The 24459-nt window shown below is 65.6% G+C and carries 21 protein-coding genes, 1 tRNA gene and 1 pseudogene; 14 read left to right on the top strand and 9 right to left on the bottom strand.

The features are described 5' to 3' along the window. Positions 1 to 50: 50 nt before the first annotated feature. Entirely contained in the window at positions 51 to 329 is a 279-nt protein-coding gene (locus CXQ90_RS22100; RefSeq protein ID WP_146068866.1) for a hypothetical protein, read from the top strand. 509 nt (positions 330 to 838) lie between these two features. On the opposite strand, the gene CXQ90_RS08750 is transcribed toward CXQ90_RS22100, so the two are convergent. Next, complete coding sequence (locus CXQ90_RS08750; protein WP_104138498.1) at positions 839 to 2617, bottom strand: calcineurin-like phosphoesterase family protein; 1779 nt, start codon at positions 2615 to 2617, stop codon at positions 839 to 841. Between the two features lie 643 nt (positions 2618 to 3260). Next, positions 3261 to 3686 (bottom strand): Hsp20/alpha crystallin family protein, encoded by a 426-nt coding sequence (locus CXQ90_RS08755; protein WP_104138500.1) that lies wholly within the window; start codon positions 3684 to 3686, stop codon positions 3261 to 3263. A gap of 217 nt (positions 3687 to 3903) precedes the next feature. Here CXQ90_RS08755 and CXQ90_RS08760 point away from each other — a divergent pair. Together CXQ90_RS08760 and CXQ90_RS08765 are read left to right on the top strand one after the other, a co-directional pair. Then, a tRNA-Ala gene (locus CXQ90_RS08760) sits at positions 3904 to 3976 on the top strand. A 66-nt stretch (positions 3977 to 4042) separates the two neighbouring features. Continuing rightward, positions 4043 to 4291 carry a hypothetical protein gene (locus CXQ90_RS08765; RefSeq protein WP_104138501.1) on the top strand — a complete coding sequence of 83 codons (249 nt, stop codon included), beginning with the start codon at positions 4043 to 4045 and terminating at the stop codon, positions 4289 to 4291. 74 nt (positions 4292 to 4365) lie between these two features. Here the strand turns inward: CXQ90_RS08765 and CXQ90_RS08770 are convergent, their stop codons facing one another. Then, on the bottom strand, positions 4366 to 4593 hold the full coding sequence (locus tag CXQ90_RS08770) for a MerR family transcriptional regulator (protein WP_308470549.1): 228 nt from the start codon (positions 4591 to 4593) through the stop codon (positions 4366 to 4368). A gap of 214 nt (positions 4594 to 4807) precedes the next feature. On the opposite strand from CXQ90_RS08770, the pseudogene CXQ90_RS08775 reads away from it, so the two are divergent. Beyond that, positions 4808 to 5083 (top strand): annotated as a pseudogene (locus tag CXQ90_RS08775) (Hsp20/alpha crystallin family protein); the annotation flags it as partial. A gap of 257 nt (positions 5084 to 5340) precedes the next feature. Here CXQ90_RS08775 and CXQ90_RS08785 read toward each other — a convergent pair. Then, positions 5341 to 6339, bottom strand: coding sequence for a YrzE family protein (locus CXQ90_RS08785; RefSeq protein WP_104138504.1), 999 nt, complete (start codon positions 6337 to 6339; stop codon positions 5341 to 5343). A gap of 744 nt (positions 6340 to 7083) precedes the next feature. Here CXQ90_RS08785 and CXQ90_RS08790 point away from each other — a divergent pair. Both CXQ90_RS08790 and CXQ90_RS08795 read left to right on the top strand, forming a co-directional pair. Beyond that, positions 7084 to 8046 carry a lipid kinase gene (locus CXQ90_RS08790; protein ID WP_104138668.1) on the top strand — a complete coding sequence of 321 codons (963 nt, stop codon included), beginning with the start codon at positions 7084 to 7086 and terminating at the stop codon, positions 8044 to 8046. 265 nt (positions 8047 to 8311) lie between these two features. Then, complete coding sequence (locus tag CXQ90_RS08795; protein WP_104138506.1) at positions 8312 to 8938, top strand: dihydrofolate reductase family protein; 627 nt, start codon at positions 8312 to 8314, stop codon at positions 8936 to 8938. Positions 8939 to 8967: 29 nt separating this feature from the next. On the opposite strand, the gene CXQ90_RS08800 is transcribed toward CXQ90_RS08795, so the two are convergent. Both CXQ90_RS08800 and CXQ90_RS08805 read right to left on the bottom strand, forming a co-directional pair. Continuing rightward, on the bottom strand, positions 8968 to 11358 hold the full coding sequence (locus CXQ90_RS08800; RefSeq protein ID WP_104138507.1) for an excinuclease ABC subunit UvrA: 2391 nt from the start codon (positions 11356 to 11358) through the stop codon (positions 8968 to 8970). 130 nt (positions 11359 to 11488) lie between these two features. After that, the gene (locus tag CXQ90_RS08805; RefSeq protein ID WP_104138509.1) at positions 11489 to 11845 is read right to left on the bottom strand and encodes a VOC family protein; all 357 of its coding nucleotides are present in this window, start codon (positions 11843 to 11845) and stop codon (positions 11489 to 11491) included. A 344-nt stretch (positions 11846 to 12189) separates the two neighbouring features. Here CXQ90_RS08805 and CXQ90_RS08810 point away from each other — a divergent pair, with 344 nt between their 5' ends. The 4 genes from CXQ90_RS08810 (at position 12190) to CXQ90_RS08825 (ending at position 16086) form a co-directional block, all read left to right on the top strand. Beyond that, positions 12190 to 13374, top strand: a complete 1185-nt coding sequence (locus CXQ90_RS08810; RefSeq protein WP_104138511.1) for a type III polyketide synthase — start codon at positions 12190 to 12192, stop codon at positions 13372 to 13374. 6 nt (positions 13375 to 13380) lie between these two features. Further along, the gene (locus tag CXQ90_RS08815) at positions 13381 to 14076 is read left to right on the top strand and encodes a methyltransferase domain-containing protein (protein ID WP_104138512.1); all 696 of its coding nucleotides are present in this window, start codon (positions 13381 to 13383) and stop codon (positions 14074 to 14076) included. Beyond that, on the top strand, positions 14073 to 15206 hold the full coding sequence (locus CXQ90_RS08820) for an NAD(P)/FAD-dependent oxidoreductase (RefSeq protein WP_104138514.1): 1134 nt from the start codon (positions 14073 to 14075) through the stop codon (positions 15204 to 15206). Before CXQ90_RS08815 ends, CXQ90_RS08820 begins: the two co-directional genes overlap by 4 nt. Positions 15207 to 15366: 160 nt before the next feature. Next, a complete protein-coding gene (locus CXQ90_RS08825) occupies positions 15367 to 16086 on the top strand; it encodes a peptide deformylase (protein ID WP_104138516.1) in 720 nt (239 codons plus the stop codon). 2 nt (positions 16087 to 16088) lie between these two features. Here the strand turns inward: CXQ90_RS08825 and CXQ90_RS08830 are convergent, their stop codons facing one another. Next, entirely contained in the window at positions 16089 to 18131 is a 2043-nt protein-coding gene (locus CXQ90_RS08830) for a S9 family peptidase (RefSeq protein ID WP_104138517.1), read from the bottom strand. A gap of 91 nt (positions 18132 to 18222) precedes the next feature. Here CXQ90_RS08830 and CXQ90_RS08835 point away from each other — a divergent pair, with 91 nt between their 5' ends. The 4 genes from CXQ90_RS08835 (at position 18223) to CXQ90_RS08850 (ending at position 21370) form a co-directional block, all read left to right on the top strand. Further along, positions 18223 to 19110 carry a methyltransferase domain-containing protein gene (locus CXQ90_RS08835; RefSeq protein ID WP_104138519.1) on the top strand — a complete coding sequence of 296 codons (888 nt, stop codon included), beginning with the start codon at positions 18223 to 18225 and terminating at the stop codon, positions 19108 to 19110. A gap of 120 nt (positions 19111 to 19230) precedes the next feature. After that, positions 19231 to 19692: an NfeD family protein gene (locus tag CXQ90_RS08840; RefSeq protein WP_104138520.1), complete on the top strand. Its 462-nt coding sequence runs from the start codon at positions 19231 to 19233 to the stop codon at positions 19690 to 19692. Between the two features lie 104 nt (positions 19693 to 19796). After that, positions 19797 to 20747: an SPFH domain-containing protein gene (locus CXQ90_RS08845; protein ID WP_104138522.1), complete on the top strand. Its 951-nt coding sequence runs from the start codon at positions 19797 to 19799 to the stop codon at positions 20745 to 20747. Positions 20748 to 21022: 275 nt separating this feature from the next. Further along, positions 21023 to 21370 carry an RNA polymerase-binding protein RbpA gene (locus CXQ90_RS08850; protein WP_003802221.1) on the top strand — a complete coding sequence of 116 codons (348 nt, stop codon included), beginning with the start codon at positions 21023 to 21025 and terminating at the stop codon, positions 21368 to 21370. A gap of 167 nt (positions 21371 to 21537) precedes the next feature. On the opposite strand, the gene CXQ90_RS08855 is transcribed toward CXQ90_RS08850, so the two are convergent. Then, positions 21538 to 22284 (bottom strand): polyprenol monophosphomannose synthase, encoded by a 747-nt coding sequence (locus tag CXQ90_RS08855; protein ID WP_104138523.1) that lies wholly within the window; start codon positions 22282 to 22284, stop codon positions 21538 to 21540. Between the two features lie 495 nt (positions 22285 to 22779). Continuing rightward, entirely contained in the window at positions 22780 to 24441 is a 1662-nt protein-coding gene (locus CXQ90_RS08860) for an amidohydrolase (RefSeq protein ID WP_104138525.1), read from the bottom strand. Between the last annotated feature and the right edge of the window lie 18 nt (positions 24442 to 24459).

A 24459-nucleotide genomic window follows, 5' to 3' on the forward strand; every position in this document is an offset into this window, starting at 1 on the left:
CCGGGCCCCGTTCGGTTCTGACGGACCAGGCGGCCGGGTAGGAGAAGGAAATGTGCCCATCGGGGAACGTGAAGGACTTCACTGTCGGCTGGACCGGCTCGACCGGCTGGGCGGGAATCTTAGGAGCCGGCGCAGTAGTTACGGCAGGTGGTGTCTGTGCCGGCTGGGTCGCCGTGGCTTGCTGTGCGGGAACCTCAGGAGACGAGGCAACGGTCGTGGCAGGCGATGTGGGAGTGGCGGTAGTGGTGGCAAAGGCCGTGGGCGCCGATGGCGCAGCAGCGCTCAGGCTGGGGGCCGCGCTTTCCGCAGTCGCATTCTCTGCCGGTTGAGGTCCGCAGGCTGAAAGGATAAGGCTGATAGAAAGACCGGCCACAGTCATTGCACCATAAATCCCAAAGCGGTTGAAACTCATCTTCTGGAATCCCTCTGAAAGCGCTTGAAAGCGCGGTGTCTGCTCCCTCAACCACAGATCGCGGCCGGCGGCATTAGTTCAAAGAATAGATGGGAATATATGTCCTGTCCCCATTTTTTGGCGGCCGGAGCGTAACTGATAAATAACGAAATTTTCAGACGGCGGAAGATGGTCTTAGAGGCCCTTTTTCTCTACATCTGGCGCCGGAGAGGCCCCTCCCCGCGGCCGCGCTGGAAGACCCATGGTCCTCCAGAACGCCGTCCTGGCGTGCAAAGCAACCATGCGGGCTACGGAGAAAAAATGTCTACAGATGCTGAGAGTTCCGAATCTGCAACCTCGCTGTGCCGCTCGGGTAAGAGGGGCCAGCCGCCCGATGGTGGGTGGCAGCGTTACGCAGCCACCCACCATCGGATACTAGGACGAGGGCTACTTGACGACCTCGAAGGTGATCGTCTCGGTGAACTCGCGGTCGTGCACGTCGGTCGCGGTGACTGTGGCGGTGTGCTCGCCGACGGCCAGGTTTGCTGGCAGCTCGAGGCGCCACAGGTGGGAGGTGCGGTCATGGAGGCCGCCGCCGTGCACCAACTGCTCGAGGGTGGCGGCTGGATCGGTGTACTCCGCGCCGATCAGCGGGACGTCGTCCGCGGTCATCGTCTGGGTGCGCTTGGCCTCGGTGGTCTCGCCGCCGTCGATGGATACTTTCACGGTGGAGCCGGTGGAACCCATCCAGAAGTTGGTGGTCAGCCAGGACTCACCGAGGTCGCCCTGGACCACAGCGTTCGGGTTCTCCGGGGACGGGGCCTTGCCGCGCTGGTTCTTGTATACGTCGAACCAGGCACGGTAGGCGGGGGAGTTGATGCCCAGGGCCATCTGGTCGGAACCGTCGTCGCCGGTCGCGGTGAAACGCTCGTGGATCTCCGTGTTCTTGATGTCCAGGGTCAGTACGCCGGGAGGGGTCCCGTCGCGCTGGACGGCGGACGGGAAGCCCTCCTCGAGCACCCGGCCGTTGTACCACTGGCCGGACACTGCCGGGACAGTCAGGTGGGTGAATGGCAGGCCGGCGTCACCGAGTGTGTCGGTCCAGCCTGCCATCAGGTCGCCTTGGCGGAGGTTCTCGGACATGTGGGTGTGTCCGGCGAGGGAGACTACCTCGCGGCCCTTGAGGATCTTGTAGATTTCCTCGATCTGGGCGTGGGTGTAGCTGTTGGAGTAGTAGAACTCGTGCAGCGGGGCGTGGGAGGCGATCACGATCGCCCGGTCTTTGGGCACAGAGGCGATGTCCTGGCGCAGCCACTCGAGCTGGCGTTCGCCGAGGCCGTAGGCGTAGCTGCTCTTCTTCGCGGGGATTTGAGTCGGGTACTGGATGTTGCTTAGCGCCACGACGTGGGCCTTGCCGGCGTCGTAGGAGTAGTACTCCGGGCCGAACTGGGCGCGGAAGGTGTCGAACTCGTGCTCGCCGTCGAGGGCGTCGAAGTCGAGGTCGTGGTTGCCGGGCAGGAAGCGGGCTGGGCCGTTGAGCATGGAGGTCAGCTCGCGGGTCTGCGGGTAGAGAGACAGATCGTCGCCCACGATGTCGCCAATGAACAGGGCGCCGCAGCCGGCGTAGTCGGTGCGGGCGGCCAGGTCGGCGAAGACACCGTTGCGCGCGAACTCCACCTCTTTCTGGTCGTAGGTCTGGACGTCGGCGCCGACGGCGCAGTGCTGCTCCGGGGATTGGGTGCTGTGGCTCTTGGCCAGCGGGAAGTTCACTTTGTCCGGAAGCGCTCCGGTGGGGGCAATGCCCCCGTACTTCAGCGCAGGGGAGCCTTCGGGCAGATGGTGATAGAAGAACTGGGCGATGTTGTCCTCGTCCACCGGCACCTGATAGCCGCGCGGCTGGGTAACGAAGACGGTCATGTTGTCGAAGGCCGGCAGGTCATAGCGACCCTGGCCGTCGGTCGTGACGACGTCGCGGCCGTTGGAGACTGTCACTCCGGGCATGCCCGGCTCACCAGGTTCCTGGTTGGAGTTCCTGTTCTTGTCATCGAATACGGTGCCATCGAGAGTCTGCTGGTTCGTCGCCGGGGCGTTAACGACGTCGACGCCTCCTCGATAGGCGGAGGAGGCCCAGTCGGCTTCATCCGGGGCGGGAGCGGCGGTCGCGGCGGGGCCAACCATGACGCTGGTAGCTATGAGAGCCAGTGCGCCGGTTAGGCGAAGGGGCATGGATAACCGCGTGGTTTGGGGATTAGGGGTCGGGTGCACGAAATTGAACCTCCGCTTGAGTGATTGCCGCCGGCGGGTGGCCGGCCGTGTCAACCCTTTCCCGGGCGAATGAACGGGAACCAAAGGGGAAGGGATGTACACGCCGCCTGCCGGTAATGCTGCTTTCGCCGAGAGTTAACCGTTTCGGCAAATCCAACAGATCTGGTTCACGGGATTTGCCGGCCCTGCCAGCCATCCGCTGGGATGCCATCATGCACTGCTCGCACCCCCTAACAGGGCTGGGCCTGGTCGGCCAGCCCTGAAGTGTTAGGAACGGCAAGGGCAAATCCTTACATCCTGCAACCACCGGCCGCTTGGCGGGTTCCGGGCCCGCGGGCCTCTGACAACGTCGTGCCTCAACTCAGCTCCGCCGTAAGGACAGACCGCGGGGTAGGCCGTGCAAAGGATTGGCAGCATTTGTGAGCCTGCCTGCGGCCGAGTTGCAGGAAAACAGTCCCCGGCCGCAGGGCGGCCGGGGACTGCCGGTCTGGGGGAGCCCGTGCGCAGCTGCTGCATGTGCGCTATCAGGCGCGGTGGCGCTCTTTCTCATGCCAGCCGCCCAAGAGGCAGCGTTAGCGTGTAACGGGTACCCAGTTCCGGTCTGTTAGGCCGCGTTGATCTGGGGCTGCTGGCCTCCCTTGGTCTCGATTTCGATCTTCCGTGGCGCTGCCTGGGCGGCGACGGGAATACGCAGCGTCAGGACACCGGCGTCATAGCCCGCCTTGATGTTCTCTGTCTCCATGGCGTCCCCGAGGATGAGCTGGCGGCTGAAGACTCCACGGGGCCGCTCGGATGCCACCAACTCGGTGTCTTTTCCGGCCGGGTCCTTGCGTTCAGCACGGACGGTCAGGACGTTCTTGTCAACGCCCAGATCAATGGAATCGATCTCGACTCCGGGCAGATCGAGTGCGATGACGTATTCATCACCTTCCCGCCAGGCATCCATCGGCATGGCGGCGGGATGGGCCACGGTGCCCAGTACCTGTTCAGCGAGGCGGTTCAGCTGACGGAACGGATCGAGCATCAACATGACATACCTCCTTTGATCAGATTCGATCCGGATCTATATCCGATGACATAGATTTAATAGCACCGGCCGTCGCCCCGCGCAAGGGTTTTTAACCGCTTTTCACACCGAAAAAACTCTTGCGCGCGCCATGCGATGGTGCTAGTAAATCTTTGGTGGCTGATATAGATCGGAGATGAGGCAGCGGGGAGAAGCGGACGGATACTGCGCAGGGCGGCGGGCACCCGTAGCTCAGCCGGGACAGCAGCGGACTTGCAATCCTCGGGTCGTGGGTTCGAGTCCCACCGGGTGCACGCATGGGCATTCCGTCGGACTCCCGGTCCGGCCGGGGGATTCAGATGAAGGGTGGTGCTTCGAAAATGAACCCAGAACTCCAGAGGCTGCGGGCGCTGGCGGCGGTCATAGCAACCGCCGAAACTACTCTGGACGTGGCGTGCCGGACGCTGCGGGAATCCGCCGCGGCTCTGCTGCGCACCGGCGATGCCACCCTTGCCGAGGTCAGCGAGGCGGCCGGCCTGGAGCAGGGGGAACTGCTGGACCTGCTGAGCCGAAACATTCCCGGACGGGAACCGCTCTGGAAGCAACCCGGGATTGCGGGCCTGTCCTAGAGGCGGAGAAGGCATGGAGCAGGTCTTCTCGCCGGCGGCCGGCCGTAAGCCGCGCGGACGGTGTCCTGGTTGCCTCACACGCTGTCGTTCGGACGGGCGCTGCGGGAGCGCTTTAGCTGGCGCCGCAGCCGAGCGTTGTCCATTTCCAGTTCCAGCACCTTGGCCACCCCTGCCAGATTGAGCCCCTCATCCAAGAGCTCTCCGACACGGCGAAGCACCGCGAGGTCGGATTCACTGTACTGGCGGGTGCCTCCCTCGGTCCGTTCCGGGGTTAGCAGGCCGCGGCGTTCATAGAGTCGGATGTTTTATTGCCCCGTCCCCAGAAGTTCCGCCACTACCGAAATGGCGTACAGCCCGCGCCCGCTGCTGCGTTGGTGTGCCATGCATTTTCCTCGATTTTGCTTGGATCTTCTTCTTGCAACAGTTTGTCACCAGTGCTATACGAAATCTATATCCGCTGCCACAGATATCCGGCGGTGGGTCACCGTGAAACCCAGACGCTGAAGGGAGCGGGAAATGACGCTTATCCGCACGGACCCGTTCCGTAAGCTGGATCGGCTTACCCAGCGCGTCTTCGGAACAGCAGCCCGTCCGGCAACCATGCCGATGGATGCATGACAGGAGGACGGGGTATTTTTGTGGTGGCGTTTGACCTGCACGGAATCTAGCCCAACGCCGTGGACCTGAACGTTGAAGGGAACGTCCTCACTGCCCGGGCGGAGCGCCGGGGATGCCACCCAGCCCAAGATGGAGCTGGTGGTTTCCGAGCGGCCGCGAGGTGTCTTCAGCCAACTTAGCCCTTTGACACTGACGGGGCAGCGTTGGGCAAGGGCACGGCCCCGTTCCTGGTCCCCGAAACCCATGAGGAGTCGCTGCCCCGGGCGCAATGGATCAACCCCGCAACCTTTGCCGCCCTAGCCGTGGTGCCCATCCGGACCGAGCATGACACGCATTGCCCTATACGCGACACAGGCCTTGGCACCGTCGAGGTCTACGCGGACCGAGAATCCGCAACTTCTCCTTAAGCGTGGCGCGGCGGGGTCCTTGTTTCATCCAGAGCTGCTACTCATTTTCCGGGGGTGCTGAAAACCCACACGATCTACCCTGCGGTGGTAAAGCATGCCAACATTTCCACCCAAAACGGCGCCTATCAGGCCTACGGCGGCAGCGACTATGCCTGCGATCAGATGGCTGATGCTGACCTGCCCTCCGAAGAATGCAACGTCGGGAAAACCGTTGCTGGCGGGGCCGACATTCGCACTCCTGCCGATGATCATGCTGAGCGCAACCACGACCCCAGCCATGAGGACTGCCCACAGCCACACCATCAGGCCTTGTCCAACGCCGTTGAAGCGGGCCATCCGCCCTGCCACGTAGCCGCCCGAATAAAAGGAAATGAAAACGATAAACAAGAGGACGATCGTGCCGGTCATTCCTATCGTTTGTGAAGACGCCAAGCCGGATAAGACGTTCGCGTCCCAGCCTGTCAGCAGCCCGGCAGCAACACCCGCCATGGCAGCGCAGGCGGTCAGCAGAACTGCAATACCTAACGCTGACAACAAGCCGAAGAAGGCCGACCCGACCTTGATGCCACCGAACCGATCCTCTTGGCGTGCGACAACGACTTCACTGGTTACGGCACCCGAGCCACCCACAAGGAAAGTAGCACCGTGAGCACCTGTGTGATCGACGTAGCTGACTTCCTCGACGTAGCCGCTGGTGTCCTGAACGTATTCGGGTTCCTCGACGTAGCTGACTTCCTCGACGTAGCTGACTTCCTCGACGTAGCCGCTGGTGTCCTGAACGTATTCGGGTTCCTCGGTGTAGCCGCTGGTGTCCTGGACGTATCCGGGTTCCTCGAAGTAGCTGACTTCCTCGGCGTAGCCACTGGTGTCCTGAACAGAAACTATGGCCTGCGTCGCGCCGGGGTCTTCGGCATAGCGGTAGTCGACAGTATCGTCATAAGCGAGGTCATCCGCTGGACCGACCCGATCCGGACTGCCTTCATAATCCTGCGGCCCTCCGTTGGGAACCACTGCGCTGCCCATCACGCATCCTTGCTGTTAGAGCGGACTTGTCACGTGCGGGATGGTTCATGGCGGTGGGCGGGCACGTGACCGACCTGGTGCCACCGCGAGACGGGCTGCGCCCTTCTGGTGTGCTGCGGTTTGCTTGGGCCGAATGGCGGGTTGGCGGGCCCGCCCCTGTACCCTGCGCTGATGTCGCGGCTCAGGCTGGGTGCCGGGGAACGCCGGAAGGACAGTTTTCCTCACCGCCGCTGCCCGTTTACTCGCAGACGCAATCAAGAGAGGCTTCAACGAATCCAGCCGCGGGAAACGGAATTCCGTGTGGGGCGGTGGAGTTTCCGAATTGGCCCGACACGACACGACAGCCACCCCCGTCATTGGGAGTAAGGACCAACGAAATCTCGGGTGCCGCAGCCGTCACCGCAGTGTGATTACCCGGCGCCCTTATCCGTTGGGACGACTTTGACGGAGTCTGCCTACCGTCTGCAACGAATATTTTATCCGCCGCCGACCCAGCTTGAAAAGCAGTCGCCGGCGTTCCAGGACTAGCCTGGCACCATGGAGACGGGCCCCACCGAAGTCCGCGGCCCTCTAACCTTCTCCACCTTTCGGGGTGCGTGGATAACCGCTCGCCCTCGTCGGGTGATCTTCTTGGGATTCCACTCCAGACTTTATCGAGCAGGATCACCAGCAGCCGGGGGAGTCCTCCGGGTGCCGAGGCGGCTTGCAGAGACTTCTCGGGTCCATCGACCTAACATGTCCCACATGAAGGTTGCCCGAGATGCGCGCTCTGCTGCTGTGGTGATTAACGCCGGATCCCGCCGGGGGGCGGCGGCGCACGAACTTGCGGTCGACAATATGCGAAAGGCAGGCGTGCCGATCAACTCCGTGCACCACGTACTGTCCGGGGCCGAGCTGGCCGGGACGCTCGATCGAGTGGTTGCGGACGGGCACGACCTGGTCGTTGTCGGTGGCGGCGACGGGACGGTGACCTGCGCCGCCGGTCGAGTTGCCGGCACCGACGTCATGCTCGGCGTCCTTCCGCTGGGCACCGCCAACGACTTCGCCCGCACGCTGGAGATACCGAATAATCTTGCCGAGGCGTGCGTTGCCGTCGCAGAAGGGAAGGTGGTGGACATCGACCTGGGCCGGGCCAACGGTGAGCCGTTCCTCAACGTCGCGTCCGTGGGCCTGTCGGTGGCTGTTACCGAAGCTCTCAGCCCACGCCTGAAGCGACATATCGGGCCGCTGGCCTACGGCATTGCCACCCTGGGCGCCTATGCCCGGCACAAGGCGTTCCGAGCCCGTCTCGAATTCCCGGAGGGGGACCACGAGCCGATGGAACTCGAGGAACTGCTCCAGGTGGCCGTCGGCAACGGCCGGCATTATGGCGGCGGCAACACGGTCTCGCCGACGGCGGGGATCGACGACCACACTCTTGACATCTACGCCATCCTGGCAGCGCCGCTGCGGGAGCACGTGAGGATCGCGCGGTTGTTCAAGGACGGAAGTTTCGTCGAGCACGACCGGGTGTACCATCTGACCAGCCGAAGTGTCCGGCTGGTCACCGTGCCGCCGTTGTCGGTGAACCTCGACGGCGAGATTGCGACTGCCACGCCGGCCGACTTCACCGTCGAGCGCAACGCCGTTCACGTAGTGGTACCTCAGAGCAGCAGCAGCGCATCGCTCGACGGACGGCGTGCTCCGCGAGAGGACCCGTCCATCTGAGGGTTGATTGGCCGGGGGAGGCTGGCGATGTTGGATCAGATGCCGTCATCACGATTCAGCTTTACATAATGTAGATTATCGGCGTTAACCAGTGGATAGCAGAAGTAGCTGCGAGAATTCCCGTGCATGCCAGTTGCGCAACGGCAACGGCAATGGCAGGTTCCTCGCATCTGCTGAGCGATTCGACGGTGGATAAACAAGGGCAAGTGTGCTTGTCTGAAGCCATTAACCGCAGATCAGGATTGTTCGGCGAGGTGACCACGGCATGAGGTTGACGACGACGACCAACGTCTCGGTGGACGGCGTGATGCAGGGGTTGGGCGGACCCGACGAAGACCGCAGCGGCGGCTTCGACCGCGGCGGGTGGGCCATACCTCTTCTCGATACCGAAACCGGCGATTATCTTAACCAGATCTACGGCGGCGCGGCCGCGTTCCTGTTCGGCCGGCGGACGTACGAGATCTTCGCCGGCTACTGGGGCGCGATGACCGACCCGAGCACGAACCACATCGCCGCCGCACTGAACAGCCGGCCCAAGTACGTGGCATCGACCAGCCTCACAGACCCTCAGTGGGCCGGCACGACCGTCCTGACCGGCGACGTCGCCGCAGCCGTCGGTGATCTGAAAGCCCATCGAGACGGCCAACTGCTGGTGCCCGGCAGCGGCGCCCTCGTCCGATGGCTGCTCGCCAACGGCCTGGTCGACCAGCTCGACCTGCTCACGTACCCCGTCGTCGTTGGCCAAGGCACACGGCTGTTCCCCGATTCCGGTCCGGACATCGCGCTCAATCTGGTCAGTTCGCGGACCACGTCCCGGGGCATAACCATCCAGACTTATCTGCCTGTTGGACGCCCGGATTACGCAACGTCCACGGCCGACCCCAATCAGTGAACTAGCCGCACAGACCGCCGTGGCTCCGGTCAGCTGCCGACGTACGCCGCCAGGTGCTCGCCGGTGAGCGTTGAACGCGCGGCGACCAAGTCAGCGGGCGTTCCCTCGAAGACAAGGCGGCCACCGTCGTGGCCGGCGCCGGGGCCGAGGTCGATGATCCAGTCGGCGTGCGCCATGACGGCCTGGTGGTGTTCGATGACGATGACCGATTTGCCGGATTCCACCAGTCGGTCCAGGAGACCCAGCAGGTTCTGGACATCGGCGAGGTGCAGGCCCGTGGTCGGCTCGTCGAGGACGTAGATGTCCCCCTTTTCCGCCATCTGGGTGGCCAGCTTGACGCGCTGCCGCTCGCCGCCGGACAGCGTGGTCAGCGGCTGGCCGAGGGTGAGGTAGCCGAGCCCGACATCCACGAGCCGGTTGAGGATCTTGTGGGCCGCGAGTGTGCGGGCCTCCCCTGCGTCAAAGAATGCCTCGGCCTCGCTCATCGACATGGCCAGCACTTCGGCGATATTGCGGCCGCCCAGCTTGTATTCCAAGACGGACGCCTGGAACCTCTTGCCCTCGCAGTCCTCGCACGTGGACTCGACGGTGGCCATCACGCCCAGCTCCGTGAAAATGACGCCCGCCCCGTTGCACGTGGGACAGGCGCCTTCCGAGTTGGAGCTGAACAGTGCCGGCTTCACCCCGTTGGCCTTCGCGAACGCCTTGCGGATCGGCTCGAGCAGGCCCGTGTACGTGGCAGGGTTGCTGCGCCGCGACCCCTTGATGGCGCCCTGATCGATGATCACCACACCGTCGCGGCCGGCCACCGAGCCGTTGATCAGCGAGCTCTTGCCGGAACCCGCGACGCCTGTGAGCACGCAAAGCACGCCGAGCGGAATGTCGACGTCCACGTTCTTGAGGTTGTGCGTCGAGGCTCCACGCACCTCCATGGTGCCGGCGAACGTGCGCACAGATTCCTTGACCCTGGCCCGGTCGTCGAGGTGCCGGCCGGTGATGGTGTCACTCCCCCGCAGCCCCTCGACGCTTCCCTCGAAAGAGACGCGGCCCCCCTCGGTCCCTGCGCCGGGGCCGAGGTCAACGACGTGGTCTGCGATGGCGATGGTCTCCGGCTTGTGCTCGACGACGAGCACGGTGTTGCCTTTGTCCCGCAGCTGCAGCAGCAGCTGGTTCATCCGTTCGATGTCATGCGGGTGCAGGCCAATGGTCGGCTCGTCAAATACGTAGGTGATGTCCGTGAGGGAAGAGCCCAGGTGCCGGATCATCTTGGTGCGCTGGGCCTCTCCCCCGGACAGGGTGCCCGCAGGCCGCTCCAGTGACAGGTACCCGAGCCCGATTTCGGCGAACGAGTCGAGCAGGTGCTGCAACCCTTTGAGGAGCGGCGCGACTGAAGGCTCATTGAGCTCGCGGACCCACGCGGCCAGGTCGCTGATCTGCATCTCGCACAGGTCGGCAATGTTCCTGCCCTGGATCTTCGAGGACCTGGCCTCCGGGCTGAGCCGCGTGCCATCGCACTCGGGGCAGGGCTGGAAGGTAATGGCGCGCTCCACGAAGGCCCGGATGTGAGGCTGCATCGCGTCGACGTCCTTGGAGAGCATCGACTTCTGGATCTTCGGGATCAGCCCCTCGTAGGTGAGATTGATGCCCTCGACTTTGATTTTGGTCGGTTCCTTGTACAGCAGGTCGTGCATTTCCTTTTTGGTGAACTTCGCGATCGGCTTGTCCATGTTGAAACCGGCGCCGCTGAAGATGCGGCCGTACCAGCCGTCCATGCTGTAGCCCGGGATCGTGAGAGCACCCTCGGCGAGCGACTTGGTGTCGTCGTACAGCGCAGTGAGGTCGAAGTCGGAGACCGAGCCCATGCCCTCGCACCGTGGACACATGCCGCCCAGGTAGACGGCATTCTGGACGACGCTTTTCTCGACCCGGCCGCTCTTCTCGGTGCTCATCACCCCGCTGGCCTTCCGCGTCGGGACGTTGAAGGAGAACGCCGTGGGCGGTCCCACGTGCGGCTGACCGAGCCGGCTGAAGAGGATCCGGAGCATGGCGTTGGCGTCCGTGGCGGTGCCCACCGTGGAGCGGGGGTTGGCGCCCATCCGCTCCTGGTCGACGATGATCGCCGTCGTCAGCCCCTCGAGGTGGTCCACCTCGGGCCGCGCCAGATTAGGCATGAATCCCTGCACGAAGGCGCTATACGTCTCGTTGATCATCCGCTGCGACTCCGCGGCGATCGTGCTGAACACCAGCGAGCTCTTGCCCGAGCCGGAGACGCCAGTGAACACCGTGAGCCGGCGCTTCGGGAGTTCGACGCTGATGTCCTTGAGGTTGTTCTCACGCGCGCCCTGCACCCGGATCAGATCGTGGCTGTCGGCAGCATGCAGCGCGGGCGACTGCGGGTCCGGCCTGGTGACAATGCTCATCGTGGCTCCATCTGTTGGCGGGCCGCCCTCGCGGCCTTCGTCGGCGTCGTCTGGCTCTATCTAACCAGCTTCGAGCAGCAGGTCCGGCCTTCTTTCGCGTCGACCCGCGTCGACTCCGGACCCCGCAGAATCATCGGTCCTCGAGCAGCCCGAGCACGTTGCCGTCGGGATCGGTGACCGTGGCCACCCGGCGGCCCCCGCCGACGCCGCGCGCGGGGTCCTTCACGGTGGCGCCCGCGGCGGTCACCTCGGCCAGCTTCGCCTCGAGGTCCTCCACATGCCAGTAGGCCACCGGCGAGGTCATGCTCTGCGGTCCGCCGCCCGGCACCAGCCCAATGTGCTGACCGGCGGCCTCGAAGCCGACGTAGTCGGGACCCTCGGTTTGCGGCGGTACGCCGAGCAGGGCGGCGTACACCGCTGTGGCCGCCGCCAGGTCGGAAACGGGATGCAACACGGTCTTGATTCCCTGGGTGGAAGAGTCGGTCATGATCACTCCTGAGGTCGTGGGCCTGGTCGAATGTGTTTGGCTAAGGGCGAAGAAAGCCCGATTGCCCCGGATGGCGATTTCGCCGTCGGCTGTTCGTCTTCATCGGGCGGAGCCCGTAAGCGGGAGCGCACCGCGGGGACCACCTCCGGGGTGGTCACATGCGAGAGATCGTGCCACGTCATACCGGTGTTGTCTAGCGCCGCCGGCGTCCCGCAGACAGCGGCGAATCACGTCCCAGCGGCGCAAGGAACCCCACTCCGACAGGCCATACGTGCTGGTCAGCGGGACCATCCGGTCCGCACGCCTCCATTGTCTTAAGCTGCCGTCTCGCTAAGAATGAACCAATGACGGTCTATGTGCGAGCCCTCGAAACCGCTGTCCCACCGACGCTGCTGATCCAGACGGAAGCCCGTGACGTTTTCGCCGCCCAGCCCGGCCTGACGCGGCTCGGCACACGGCTGGTTTCCACCTGCTTCGACTCGGCCGCCATAGATACGCGGTACACGGCGGTGCGGGAGCTGACTATGGATTCCCGGGCAGAGAATCCGCAATTCTTCGACCCCGAGACCGGCCTGCTCCGCAGCCCCAGCACCAAGGCACGCAACGACCTTTTCGCCGCCGAGGCCACCAAGCTTTTCATCGAGGCGGCCCATGCGGCCGTCGCCAAATGCGCCGGCATCGATCCGCTTGACATAACTCACCTCATCACCGTCTCGTGCACCGGCTTCTTCAACCCCGGCCCCGACTACAAGATCGTGCGCGCCCTGGGGCTCAACCCGGCCGTGCAGCGGTACCACCTGGGCTTCATGGGCTGCTACGCGGCGTTTCCGGCGCTCCGTGCCGCTAAGTCCTTCTGTGAGGCGGACCCGGAGGCCGTCGTCCTGGTCGTGTGCGCGGAACTCTGCTCGCTCCATGTCCGGACATCCAACGATCCGGACACCATCATGGGGTCGGCGCTGTTTGCGGACGGCGCCGCGGCCGCCGTCGTGACGGCGCGTGAGGTTCCGGAATCGACTGCGCTGCTCCATCTGGACCACTTCGAGACCGTCCTGACTCCCGTTGGTGAGGACTCAATGGCCTGGAACATCGGCGACGAGGGATTTGAAATGGTGCTCGGCAACTACGTGCCGCACATCATCGACGACCACATCGTGGGCGCCCTGGAGCCGCTGCTTGCCCGTGACGCCTCACTGCGGGGCCTCCCCTACCGGGACATCACCCACTGGGCCATCCATCCCGGCGGCCGGAGCATCCTGGACAAGGTGCAGTCCCGGCTGGAGCTGACGGACGAACAGCTGGTCCCGGCCCGCGAAACGCTGAGGAACTTCGGCAATATGAGCAGCGCCACGGTGCTGTTTGTCCTCAAGCACATCCTCGAGCTCCCGCCGCGGGATGGCGATGAACGCATCTGCTCGATGGCGTTTGGGCCCGGGCTGACCGTGGAGACTGGACTATTCACCAAGGTGCGGCAGCCAGTGCCGGACACCCCGGTGCCCGCTGCCGCTGAGGCCGAATCGTCCCTCGCCTGACCCGCCATGGGAATCCTGGGCGCCCGCGACACACACGCCATCGAGGAAATGGACCGGCCGGACTGCGATCCGGACCGACTGGACCGCACCTACAGGCAATTTGCGCTGGTCAACCGTGTTCTGTCCGGCTGGCATGGCCTTTATCGCAGCAGGGTCCGGCCGCTCCTCTCCACGACGGGCCCGGCCACCCTCCTGGACGTCGGCTGCGGCGGCGGTGACCTGGCCCTGCTGTTCGCCCGCTGGGCCGCCGCGGACGGGATCGACCTCAGGGTCACCGGCATCGATCCGGATGGGCGGGCTTACCGCTTTGCTGCGGGCCGCGAGCAGGCGCCGGGTGTGCAGTTCCGCCAGGCCACCAGCGCCGAGCTCGTCGCGGAGGGCAGGGTATACGACGTCGTAATTTCGAACCATGTGCTGCACCATCTGAACGCGAGCGAACTGCAGTCGCTCCTCAGTGACTCGTCCGCGCTGGCCCTAAGCTCCGCGTTTCACAATGACCTGCGGCGCAGCGCGCCGGCCTACGCCCTGTTCGCAGCCGCCGCGCTGCCGCTCAGGGGCTCCTACATCCGCCGCGACGGCCTGACCTCCATCAGGCGCAGCTACACCGTTCCGGAACTCGCCGCCGTCGTCCCCCGAGGCTGGACAGCGGAGCCCCACTCCCCCTTCCATTGCCTCCTCACCTACCGCACAGGCGCGGAATGACCGACGTCCTTATCGTGGGCGGCGGGCCGGTGGGACTGTATCTGGGTGCTCTGTTGCTTCAGCACGGGGTGGCGGTCCGGATCCTGGAGAAGCGGGCGGGCCGCAACAAGCACACCAGGGCCATCGGCATCCATCCGCCGGCGCTCGCAGCCCTGGACCGCATCGGGGTGGCCTCGGCGCTGGTCGACCGGGGCATCCCCATTCGCCGCGGCCGTGCCGTCAGCGCCGGCCGCGAGATCGCGCATATGCCGTTCGGGCCGGTCTCCGACCGCTACCCCTTTGTCCTCGCCGTCCCCCAGCCGGTCACGGAGTCAATCCTGGAGCGGCGGCTTCTCGAGCTGGACGGCGGCGCGCTGCTCCGCGGGGCACAGGTGACGGACATGCACGACGACGGCGGCCGGGTCACGTTCTCGCTCGCCGGAGCGGGCGTTCCGCCGCGCATGTGCGCTGCGCTCGCGGTCGGCGCGGACGGCGCCAGTTCGACGGTGCGCCGGCTCCTCTCAGTGCCGGCTGGCGTACGGCGGTATCCGGACCACTACCTGATGGGCGATTTTCCCGAATCCAGCCCGTACGGCAGCGACGCCGCACTGTTCCTTGAGGAAGACGGCATTGTTGAGTCCTTTCCGCTGCCCGGCGGAGTGCGCCGCTGGGTGGTCAGGCTGGAGCAACCGCCGGTCCGTCCCGACGCTGCGGAACTCGCCGGGCTCGTCGCAGCCAGGACGGGGGTGGCGGTGGACGCCTCCCGCAACACCATGCTCAGCAGCTTCGGCGTCCGGTCACGGCTAGCCTCCACCATGGTGGCCGGCAGGACGGCCCTCATCGGCGACGCCGCCCACGAAATCAGCCCCATTGGAGGGCAAGGCATGAACCTTGGCTGGCTCGATGCCGAAGCCCTGCTACCTGTCATCCTTGCCGCCCTGCAAGGCAGGCCGACGGGGGCTGCGCTTCGCCGTTTCGACGATACGCGCCGCCGGGCTGCCGCGGGAGCACGGCGGCAGGCAGAGGTGAACATGGCGCTGGGCAGGCCGCTCCCTGCCGGGGTGCTGCGTGCCCGAAACACGGCGATCGCCCGGGTGGCTTCCGTGGCTGCGCTCAACGCATTCGTGGCCAGACGGTTCACCATGCAGTGACCGGCCCTCCCCCTTGACATACTCCCCCACCGTGCGGCGGACCGGTTTGGTGGCCTCCTTCGGAACAACGCCGAACAGTGCCTAGCGAACAGTGCCTGGCGAGCGGAGCCGGCCGGCTGGTCAACGAGCGCGCGGGCGGCACGCCGCTAGGCTTGTCCCCATGAGCCACGCATCGCCGCCCACGTCCTTCAGCCCGGCCAGGATCCGGGAGTTCGTGCAGGAACTGCTCGCCATGGACACGTTGCCGCCCATCGTGCAGGCCGGCCATCCGGTTCTGCGGCAGCGGTCCGCCCTTTTCGACGGCCAGCTGGAGCAGGGTGAGCTGGGCCAGCTCATAACCTTGATGAGGAAGGTCATGCACGAGGCACCGGGCGTCGGACTGGCCGCGCCGCAACTGGGTATTCCGCTTCAGCTGGCGGTCCTCGAAGACCAGTTTGAAATAGATGAAGAAACCGCCGCAGCCCGGGCACGTACACCGTTGGACTTCTTCGCCATCCTCAACCCGTCCTATACGCCGCTGGGAGACACCACTGCGGCGTTCTTCGAAGGCTGCCTCTCTGTCTCGGGGCTCCAGGCCGTGGTGGAGCGTCCGGAGCGTGTCCGGCTCGACTTCGTGACACCGGAAGGAGAGCCTGCCAGCGGGGACTTCTCCGGCTGGCAGGCGCGGATCGTGCAGCATGAAACGGACCATCTGCACGGAATGCTCTACCTTGACCGTGCCGAACTGCGCTCACTGAGCACCAACAGCGAGTACGCCGCACGCTGGGCGGAGCCGGGCATCGGCACTGCCCGGCAGGAACTCGGCTTCATGGCCGGGCAGCCACTCGGCGGCCAGGATGTTCCCGGCGCGGCAGACGTGCCCGGCACGCCGGACGCGTGAGCCTAGCCGGCAGGGGCGGGATTCCCGGCCGTGGGCAGGAACCGCGCCCACCATGCCAGGATGTGCTCGAACCGCTGGCGGCGGTGATGCGGGGTGCCCGACCGGGAGAGTTCATGGTCTTCCCCGGGAAACACAAGGAACGCCGATTCCACACCCTGCTGCTTCAGCATGGTGAAGTACCGCTGGCCCTGTTCCACCGGACAGCGCAGGTCGTCTTCGCTATGGATCACGAGGGTGGGTGTCCTGACGGCGGCAATCGTTGCCATGGGACTTTGCGCCGCCACCACGTCTGCGGACCGGCCGTTGTATTCGCCGCCGAAGAACCAGCCGATGTCCGATGAGCCGGTGAAGCTGACGGGGTCCAGGAAGCCCCGCTCCACGATGGCGGCCTTGAAACGGTGGACCTGGCTGATGGTCCAGGCAGTGAGGTAGCCGCCGTAGGAGCCGCCCATGATTCCCACGGCATCCTGATCGAGCGAGGAGAACTTCTCCAGGGCACCGTCCAGGAAGGCGAGCACGTCCTGCATGTCCACGGTGCCCATCCGCTCCTTGATGGACCGGCCGTGCGCCTGGCCGTAGCCTGCCGATCCGCGCGGGTTGCACATCACCACCGCGTACCCTGCCTCGGCATACACCTGCGCCTCGTCAAACAGACCGACGGTGTACTGGGCGAATGGACCGCCGTGGATGTTCAGGAGCACGGGATGCGGGCCCTTCCCCGGGGGCATCAGCACCCACCCGTGCACGGGGTAGCCATCGGCCGAGGGGAACGTCAGCTCCTGCGGTTCGATGATTCCGGCCTCGGTGCGTAGCGCCGATGAAAAGTCGGTCAACAGCCGAAGCTGGCCGCCCTCGAGGACACAGACGTCACCGGCCGTGGCCGAGTCAGTGACGCTGACGTAGACCGAGCCCGCTGCCTCTGCGGCTCCCGTGACAACCCTGTCACCGTGGACCAGGAGTGCATGGTCGCCGGTGGCAGTGAGTTCCAACAGCTCAACCGTGCCTTGCGCGTTGTTCAGGACCAGGGTGCCGTCGCTTCCGCGGAGTTCAATCAGCCCGCCCGGCGCCGCGATGTCCATGTGTTCCGCATCGCTGAGCGCCTGCGCCTCTCCGCCCGCGGCGGGCATGACGTGCAGGACCGTGTTCTTGGCCACGAAGTCCTGGCCCGAGCCGCCCAGGTCCTGCGCCGTGAAGAACAGCCATTGTCCGTCCGATGATTCCCGGACATCCTGGACCGTCTGGAGTCCGGCGTTGGTGGCCTGGACGCAGACAGGCTCCCCGCCGTCGGCCGGAACGCGGTAGATCCCGCTGACCAGGTCCTGGTCGCTGGCTTCGTGAAGGGCTGCGACGAAGTACACGGAAGTTCCGTCGCTGCTGAAGGACTCGCCGGTGTGGTCGGTCGCCGCTGTGGTGAGCTGCCGGGCATCGGGAAGGCCGGCCACCTTTGCCCCGGCGCCCGCCGCGGGCTTGTCCCTGTCCCTGAGGGCACGCCCCGCCGGCTGGACTGCCGGCTCCGCGCCCAGGTCCGGCACCTCCAGAATAAAAACCTGCTGCGGCTTGTCCCGCGTGTAGCCCACGCCGTTCATCCTGTACTTGTACTCCGTGATGAGCCGGGCATCCTCGCCGCCGGAGCTCACGCCGTCCAGCGTGCCGTAGCGTCCGGCCTCCGGCTCCCTGGAACCGAAAACGATCCGCTGGGAATCGGGCGACCAGGCAAACGAGGACACGCCCAGGGCCCGGTCGGTCAGGGCCAGGGGCTCGCCGCCGGCGGCTTCCACCACATGGAGCTGGGGTTTGCCGCCGGCAGCGGCCCGGAGGAAGGCCAGCACCCGCCCGTCCGGTGAAAACGCCGGGGCTGTGTCGCGGAAGCCGCGGGTTATCAGCCTCGGTCGCTTTTCGGGATCCTGCGGCACACTCCAGAGCTGGCCCACATAGGCGTCGGCGTCGAAGTCGGGACGCGTGACCGAGACGACGGCGCGCGTGCCGTCAGGATGGACAGCAGGGGCGGAGACGGACTTGAGCAGCGGCAGATGTTCAGGCTTCACCCACGTGAGCCTAGCGTTTCCGGCTCGGCGTGTGAAACACCTCACGGGGCCCCTTCTGCGGTGCCGGAGCAGGAGCCCTAGGATTGTCGCTATGCCTCCCCGACTGCCTTCCCTGCTGTGCCCCGTCTGCCGGAAGAGGCTCACGCCCGCCTTTGGGGACGGCGCGGCCGGGGCCCGGCCCCGCGCCCTGGCCTGCGCCGAGGGGCACAGCTTCGACGCCGCCCGGCAGGGATATTTCAACCTGCTGGTGGGCAAGGGAACTGCCTTCCAGCCGGATTCGGCCGACATGGTGGCCGCCCGGGCCGCCTTCCTCGACGCCGGGCATTACGGGCCGCTGGCCGCCGCGGTCGCCGGCGCGGCGGCCCCTGCACTGCAGGGAGCCGAACCTGCCGTGCTTGACTCCGGAACAGGCACGGGCCACTATCTTCGGGCCGTCCTGGAACAGGCCGCCGGCGGCGGTCCCATCGCCGCCATCGGCCTGGACATTTCGAAGTTCGCGCTCCGGCGGGCTGCGAAACTCAACCCCGACGCAGTGAACCTGGTCAGCGACGTCTGGCAGCCGTTCCCGGTGGCGGATGCCGCCGTCGACGTCGTCACTGTGGTGTTTGCCCCCCGCAACGCCGCCGAATTCGCCCGGGTCCTCAAGCCCTCGGGTCGGCTCATAGTGGTGACGCCGCGGCCGGGGCACCTCGCGGAAATCGCCAGCCAGGCCGGCATGCTCGGAATCGAGGCCGAGAAGGATGAACGGCTGGCCGACGCGCTCGCGGGCCACTTTGAGCTACTGTCCGCACGTGACGTCGACCTGGCCCTCGAATTGTCCCCGCAGGACGTGGCGAACCTGGCGCTCATGGGCCCCGCCGGTCACCACACGGACCGCCTGGCCCTCACCGCAAGGCTCACCGGTTTTCCCGCCGTCACCGCCGTCTCCGGGAAGTTCCGGATCAGCATGTTTCATCCCCGAAAAACCCCAGAACCATAACGTCTTGGCCACGTTCCAACGCCGGGCGACCGCTCCCTGCCAGGTCCAGCTGCTTCGGTCTAGGATGGAAGAAAGTTACGGAGGGACTGCCCCGCAGCCCCCGGAATCAAGGGGGAACGGATGTTTGAATGGCTTAGCCAAAACTGGTGGGCACTCTGGCTCACGGTATTCCTGGTCTTCGCTGCCGTGGAGATGCTGACCCTCGATCTTTTCTTCATCATGCTGGGCGGGGGTGCCCTGGCCGGACTCGTGGCCGACTTCGCCGGCGCCGAGCTCTGGCTTCAGATCGTGGTCTTCTGCGTCGTGTCCCTGCTCATGATCGCCTTCGTCCGCCCCATCACCCTCAAACACCTGCATAAAGGCCCAGCCGAACAGCGCACCAACGTAGATCGCCTCATTGGCGAATCCGCGCTCGTCATGGAGGCGGTGTCCGCCACCGGTGGACGGGTCAAGATCGGCGGCGACGTCTGGAGCGCGCGTTCCGAATCCGGCGTCCTGACTGAGGGCCAGCGCGTCATTGTCGCAGCCATTGACGGCGCCACGGCCGTGGTGGCACCGCAGGCCGAAACTGCGGTCCAGTAACAAGCGCGAACACAAATTTTCTGCTGCAGCCGCTTCGGCCGCAGCAGTTGCGGCGGGCGATCCGCCAAGGTAGAGCTTCACTGAATTTGGGGAGAAGGAGAAGTATGGATAGCCCAGGAGGAATCGCCGTCACGGTCGTGATGCTGGTCCTGATCGTCTTTGTCGTCATTGTGCTGGTCCGGTCGGTACGGATCGTGCCGCAGGCCAGGGCCGGAGTGGTTGAACGCCTCGGAAAATACCAGCGGACCCTCAACCCCGGCCTGACCATCCTCATCCCGTTCGTTGACCGGCTGCTGCCGCTCCTGGACCTCCGCGAGCAGGTTGTGTCGTTTCCGCCGCAACCGGTGATCACAGAGGACAACCTCGTGGTGTCCATCGACACCGTGGTCTATTTCCAGGTGACCGACCCGCGGGCTGCCACGTACGAAATTGCCAACTACATCCAGGCCGTGGAACAGCTGACCACCACCACACTCCGCAACGTCGTTGGCGGATTGAACCTGGAGGAGGCACTGACTTCGCGGGACCAGATCAACGGCCAGCTCCGCGGCGTGCTGGACGAGGCCACCGGCCGCTGGGGCATCCGCGTTTCCCGCGTGGAACTGAAGGCGATCGATCCGCCCCACTCCATTCAGGATTCGATGGAAAAGCAGATGCGGGCCGAACGCGACCGCCGGGCCGCGATCCTGACGGCCGAAGGCACCAAGCAGTCGGCCATCCTGACGGCCGAAGGCCAGCGGCAGGCCGCCATCCTCAAGGCCGAGGGTGATGCCAAGGCGGCCATCCTCCGCGCCGACGGTGAAGCACAGGCCATCCAGAAAGTCTTCGACGCCATCCACAAGGGGAACCCGGACCAGAAGCTCCTGGCCTACCAGTACCTCCAGACGCTGCCCAAGCTCGCCGAAGGCTCGTCCAACAAGCTGTGGATCATTCCGAGCGAAGTGGGCGAAGCGTTGAAGGGCATTGGCAACGCGCTGGGCGGAACCAACCCGGATCCGCGCTCGGGCGATCTGTTCGGGCCCGGCCCGGATGCGGGCAAACAACCAGCGTCCTAGGCCGCAGAATTCAGGTTGCAGAGGAAGGGAGGCACGCCGCCGGGCGTGCCTCCCTTCTTCGTACCGCCGTCTATGATCAACCGCGTTGCCGTCGGTGCAGGGAACCCGTATAATAGTATATTTGTCCGGCCGGATCAGTCCGGGCGGAACAACAATGCTTGGCAAAGCGTTTCATCTAGTGATGCTACGTAGAGCACACCGTAGTCCGGAGGCCGCTTTTTCAGCCTCCGGCTAGCGCGGAGCGTGGCTCCGCGAACCGACCAGAGGGAGAAATCATGAGCGATCGCAGCCTGCGGGGTATGCGACTTGGCGCACAAAGCATGGAGACCGAATCCGGTGTGGAGCCGGCTCCGCGTCAGCGGGTTGAGTACCGGTGCGAGGACGGCGAACAGGTGTTTGTAACCTTCTCCTCCGAAGCCGAAATTCCCCCTGTATGGGTCTCCAAGACCGGCAAGGAAGCGCTGCTCGTCGATGGTGAACGCCCCGATACCAGCAACGAAAAGGCCGTCCGCACGCACTGGGACATGCTGCTGGAACGCCGGTCCCTTCCCGAGCTTGAGCAGATCCTCGAAGACCGCCTCACCATTTTGCGCGAACGCCGTGGAGAACGGCGCTCCGCGTAGTCGGCACTAAAGCGCCGGGCTAAGACGCCGAAAGGCCGGATCGGCTGCGTTTCTTCAACGCAGCCGATCCGGCCTTTTTCGTGCCAAGTTGGCGGACCGGTAGGTTCCCCGGTCCGGCTGGTTCCCCTACTGACGGGACGGGACGGTCGGGCTGGCCGGTCCGGCGCCTAGGACCGGTTGTCCGCCCGGTCTTTTCCGGTCAGCTTGTTCCAGCGGGCCATGAGGCCCCACTTCGTGACGTTGATCATGGCCTCGACGACGATGATGCCGCTCATCTTAGAGGCGCCCAGCTCGCGCTCCACGAAGGTAATGGGGCGTTCCACAATGGTGAGCCCCATTTTGGCGACGCGCCAGGCAAGGTCCACCTGGAAGCCGTAGCCAACGGACTCGACCTGATCGAGGTTCAGCTTCTCGAGGGTTGTGCGCCGGAAGGCGCGGTAGCCGCCGGTGACGTCTTTGATTTTGACGCCGAGCATAATGCGCGAATACGTGCTCCCGATCCGGGAAATCGCCTGCCGGTACAGCGGCCAGTTAACCACCTTTCCGCCGCGCACCCACCGCGAGCCCATGGCGAGGTCGGCACCCTGTTCCACTGCATCCAAGAGCTGCGGAAGCTGCTCGGGCTGGTGCGATCCGTCGGCATCCATTTCGACGAGGACGTCGTACCCGGCGTCGAGACCCCATTTAAAGCCCGCGATGTAGGCCGCTCCCAGCCCTTCCTTGCCCTTGCGGTGCAGGACGTGAACCTGGCTGTCTTCGGCAGCGATGCTGTCCGCGAGCTGTCCGGTGCCGTCCGGGCTGTTGTCGTCCACAACCAGGACGTCGGATGCCGGCACCGCGGCACGTAGACGGCCGAGCGTTATGGGGAGCGACTCCAGCTCGTTGTAGGTGGGAATGATGGTGAGGACACGCACAGGGAGGCCTTTCCTGGATGGGAGCGGTCAGCACGCGTGGAGCACGGCGGGACCGCCGACTCGCAAAGTGCAACTCTCCATTATACGGGCCCATGAAAGCCCAGATTCCCGCCGTTGTCCGGTTCCCCGCAACTGGCGGAAGCTCCAAGGCTGCACCCGCCCACGCCACGGGCAGGTCCACACTGCCGCGGGCCAGTTCCGGACTACGCGATGGGCGGGAAGGGAACTGTTTTCTGCTGCGTTGTGGACCTGCCCCGGAATGCCGCCGCCCGAGCCACCAGGCGGCTTTCGCGTTCCAAAAGGTGGAGCGGCGGCCAGACAGATACTGCTCCAGAAGCACCCGTCCGTTGACCCTCAATGCTACGGATCCCCGGTTGCCTGTCAACCGGCCCCTGACCAGCTCTTACGCGCATCGCCGCAGGTCAGCGCCGGCTTCGGTGCCGGGAATCCGGCACAGAATCATGCGTGGAAGGCGGTTTGTTGCAGCGGCCGCTGTCAGGCGCGGAGGGTCCCTTCGGAGAACAGTTCCAGCCCGTTCCGGACGGTCAGAAGGCAGCGCGGGTCTGTTCCGGTGTCCAAGGCCGGAAGCAGCGGCGTCCTGGCGCGAGGATCGGTACTCCAGGACTGGACCCTGCCGTCGGCCACCTGGACCATGAGCTCCTCGACATCCCAGACCGCAAACGTTGCCGGAGCACCGGGCACCAATTGCCCGGCCATCGGATTGGCGTACTTGGCCGCCCGCCAGCCTGCCCGCGTGTGACCGAGGAATGCTGCCCGGGCGGATATCCGTTGGTCAGGATTGGTGTGCTCAAGGCAGGCCCTCACGCTGGACCACGGGCGCAGCGGTGTCACGGGGCTGTCGCTTCCGAAGCAGATGGGAACGCCCGCCGAATAGAAGGACGCAAACGGGTTCATGTTCTCGCTCCGGGAACCCAGGCGCTGGCCGTAGAGCCGGCCCGGGCCGCCCCATGCCGCGTCAAACGCCGGCTGGACGCTGACCGTCACCGAGTACTTGGCGAGGCGCGCAATAGCCTGGGTGTCGGCCATTTCCACGTGTTCGAAGCGGTGCCCGGCCGCACGGATCCGCTGCTCCCCCACTTCCGCGGCGGCCAGGTCCAGCGCTTCCAAGGCGGCGTCGAGGCCGGCGTCGCCGATGACGTGGAACCCGCCCTGGATTCCCAGCAGGGAACAGGCGGCCAGGTGCGCGGCGGCCTGTTCCGCGGAAAGGTACGCTGTGCCCGTCTCCCCAGGGGCGTCGGTGTACGGCTCCCGAAGGGAAGCCGTCCGGGATCCGATGGAACCGTCGATGTTCAGGTCACCGGCAAGCCCCCGGACCGGAACGCCCAGCTCGGCGAGAAGTGCCTCGGCGTCCGCCGCCGACGCCGCCGGTTGACCCCAGTAGGCGAGGACCTCGGGAACGGGCGCGGAATCAGCCCCGTCATTCCAGCCTGCTGCCAGCTGCAGATCGAGCAGGCTCCCGATGTGCGGTGCGCCCATTTCGGCCAGTGCCACGTAGCCGTTAGCCGCGGCTTCTGCCAGCGCCCGCCGCTGGTGGTCCTGCAACCCGGCAGCCGAAAGGCGCCGGGTGGCCAGCCGGGCCGCGGCATGTGCCTCGCCTTTGACGTGACCGCCGGGCGCGAACCCGTCGAGTTCCCGCAGGCCGGCCGCGGCAGCCAACGCCGGGGACACGAGCGCCGAATGGGCGTCCACCCGTGACAGGTAGACCTGCCGGCCGCCGGCGGCGTGCTCCAGTTCGCCGGGTTCCGGAAGGGTGGGGTCATCCCACTGTGATTCGTCCCAGCCGTGTCCCAGGAGGGTGCCTGCCGCGCCGGCTCCGGCCACAGCGTCGAGGAGCTCCCGGGCCGAGCGGACATTGCCCAGCTGGAGCGCGCCCAGCGCAATGCCCGTCTCCGTCAGGTGGACGTGGGAATCCACGAATCCCGGGGCCAGCAGCGCGCCGCGGAGATCGATCACGTCCATGGAGCTGTCGGCGATCGACGTTGCGGCTTGTTCGGACCCCACCCATGCGATGGTGTCACCGTCCACGAGCATGGCGGTGGCGAAAGGGTCCGCCGCCGTGTAGACGGAGCCGTTCCGGTACATCGTCACCCTCGACGGTCCGGAACCGGCCTGGGGGCGCGCGTGTGCTTCGGTCATGGGGGTGGAACTCCTTGG

This window comes from Arthrobacter sp. ZGTC131 (genome assembly GCF_002929275.1).
Lineage (GTDB): Bacteria > Actinomycetota > Actinomycetes > Actinomycetales > Micrococcaceae > Arthrobacter.

What these genes read in the sequence shown, in the direction of transcription:
- CXQ90_RS22100 (WP_146068866.1), top strand. Translation starts at nt 51, where the DNA reads ATGTGCCCATCGGGGAACGTGAAGGACTTCACTGTCGGCTGGACCGGC.
- CXQ90_RS08750 (WP_104138498.1), bottom strand. Translation starts at nt 2,617, where the DNA reads ATGCCCCTTCGCCTAACCGGCGCACTGGCTCTCATAGCTACCAGCGTC.
- CXQ90_RS08755 (WP_104138500.1), bottom strand. Translation starts at nt 3,686, where the DNA reads ATGTTGATGCTCGATCCGTTCCGTCAGCTGAACCGCCTCGCTGAACAG.
- CXQ90_RS08765 (WP_104138501.1), top strand. Translation starts at nt 4,043, where the DNA reads ATGAACCCAGAACTCCAGAGGCTGCGGGCGCTGGCGGCGGTCATAGCA.
- CXQ90_RS08785 (WP_104138504.1), bottom strand. Translation starts at nt 6,339, where the DNA reads ATGGGCAGCGCAGTGGTTCCCAACGGAGGGCCGCAGGATTATGAAGGC.
- CXQ90_RS08790 (WP_104138668.1), top strand. Translation starts at nt 7,084, where the DNA reads ATGAAGGTTGCCCGAGATGCGCGCTCTGCTGCTGTGGTGATTAACGCC.
- CXQ90_RS08795 (WP_104138506.1), top strand. Translation starts at nt 8,312, where the DNA reads ATGAGGTTGACGACGACGACCAACGTCTCGGTGGACGGCGTGATGCAG.
- CXQ90_RS08800 (WP_104138507.1), bottom strand. Translation starts at nt 11,358, where the DNA reads ATGAGCATTGTCACCAGGCCGGACCCGCAGTCGCCCGCGCTGCATGCT.
- CXQ90_RS08805 (WP_104138509.1), bottom strand. Translation starts at nt 11,845, where the DNA reads ATGACCGACTCTTCCACCCAGGGAATCAAGACCGTGTTGCATCCCGTT.
- CXQ90_RS08810 (WP_104138511.1), top strand. Translation starts at nt 12,190, where the DNA reads ATGACGGTCTATGTGCGAGCCCTCGAAACCGCTGTCCCACCGACGCTG.
- CXQ90_RS08815 (WP_104138512.1), top strand. Translation starts at nt 13,381, where the DNA reads ATGGGAATCCTGGGCGCCCGCGACACACACGCCATCGAGGAAATGGAC.
- CXQ90_RS08820 (WP_104138514.1), top strand. Translation starts at nt 14,073, where the DNA reads ATGACCGACGTCCTTATCGTGGGCGGCGGGCCGGTGGGACTGTATCTG.
- CXQ90_RS08825 (WP_104138516.1), top strand. Translation starts at nt 15,367, where the DNA reads ATGAGCCACGCATCGCCGCCCACGTCCTTCAGCCCGGCCAGGATCCGG.
- CXQ90_RS08835 (WP_104138519.1), top strand. Translation starts at nt 18,223, where the DNA reads ATGCCTCCCCGACTGCCTTCCCTGCTGTGCCCCGTCTGCCGGAAGAGG.
- CXQ90_RS08840 (WP_104138520.1), top strand. Translation starts at nt 19,231, where the DNA reads ATGTTTGAATGGCTTAGCCAAAACTGGTGGGCACTCTGGCTCACGGTA.
- CXQ90_RS08845 (WP_104138522.1), top strand. Translation starts at nt 19,797, where the DNA reads ATGGATAGCCCAGGAGGAATCGCCGTCACGGTCGTGATGCTGGTCCTG.
- CXQ90_RS08850 (WP_003802221.1), top strand. Translation starts at nt 21,023, where the DNA reads ATGAGCGATCGCAGCCTGCGGGGTATGCGACTTGGCGCACAAAGCATG.
- CXQ90_RS08860 (WP_104138525.1), bottom strand. Translation starts at nt 24,441, where the DNA reads ATGACCGAAGCACACGCGCGCCCCCAGGCCGGTTCCGGACCGTCGAGG.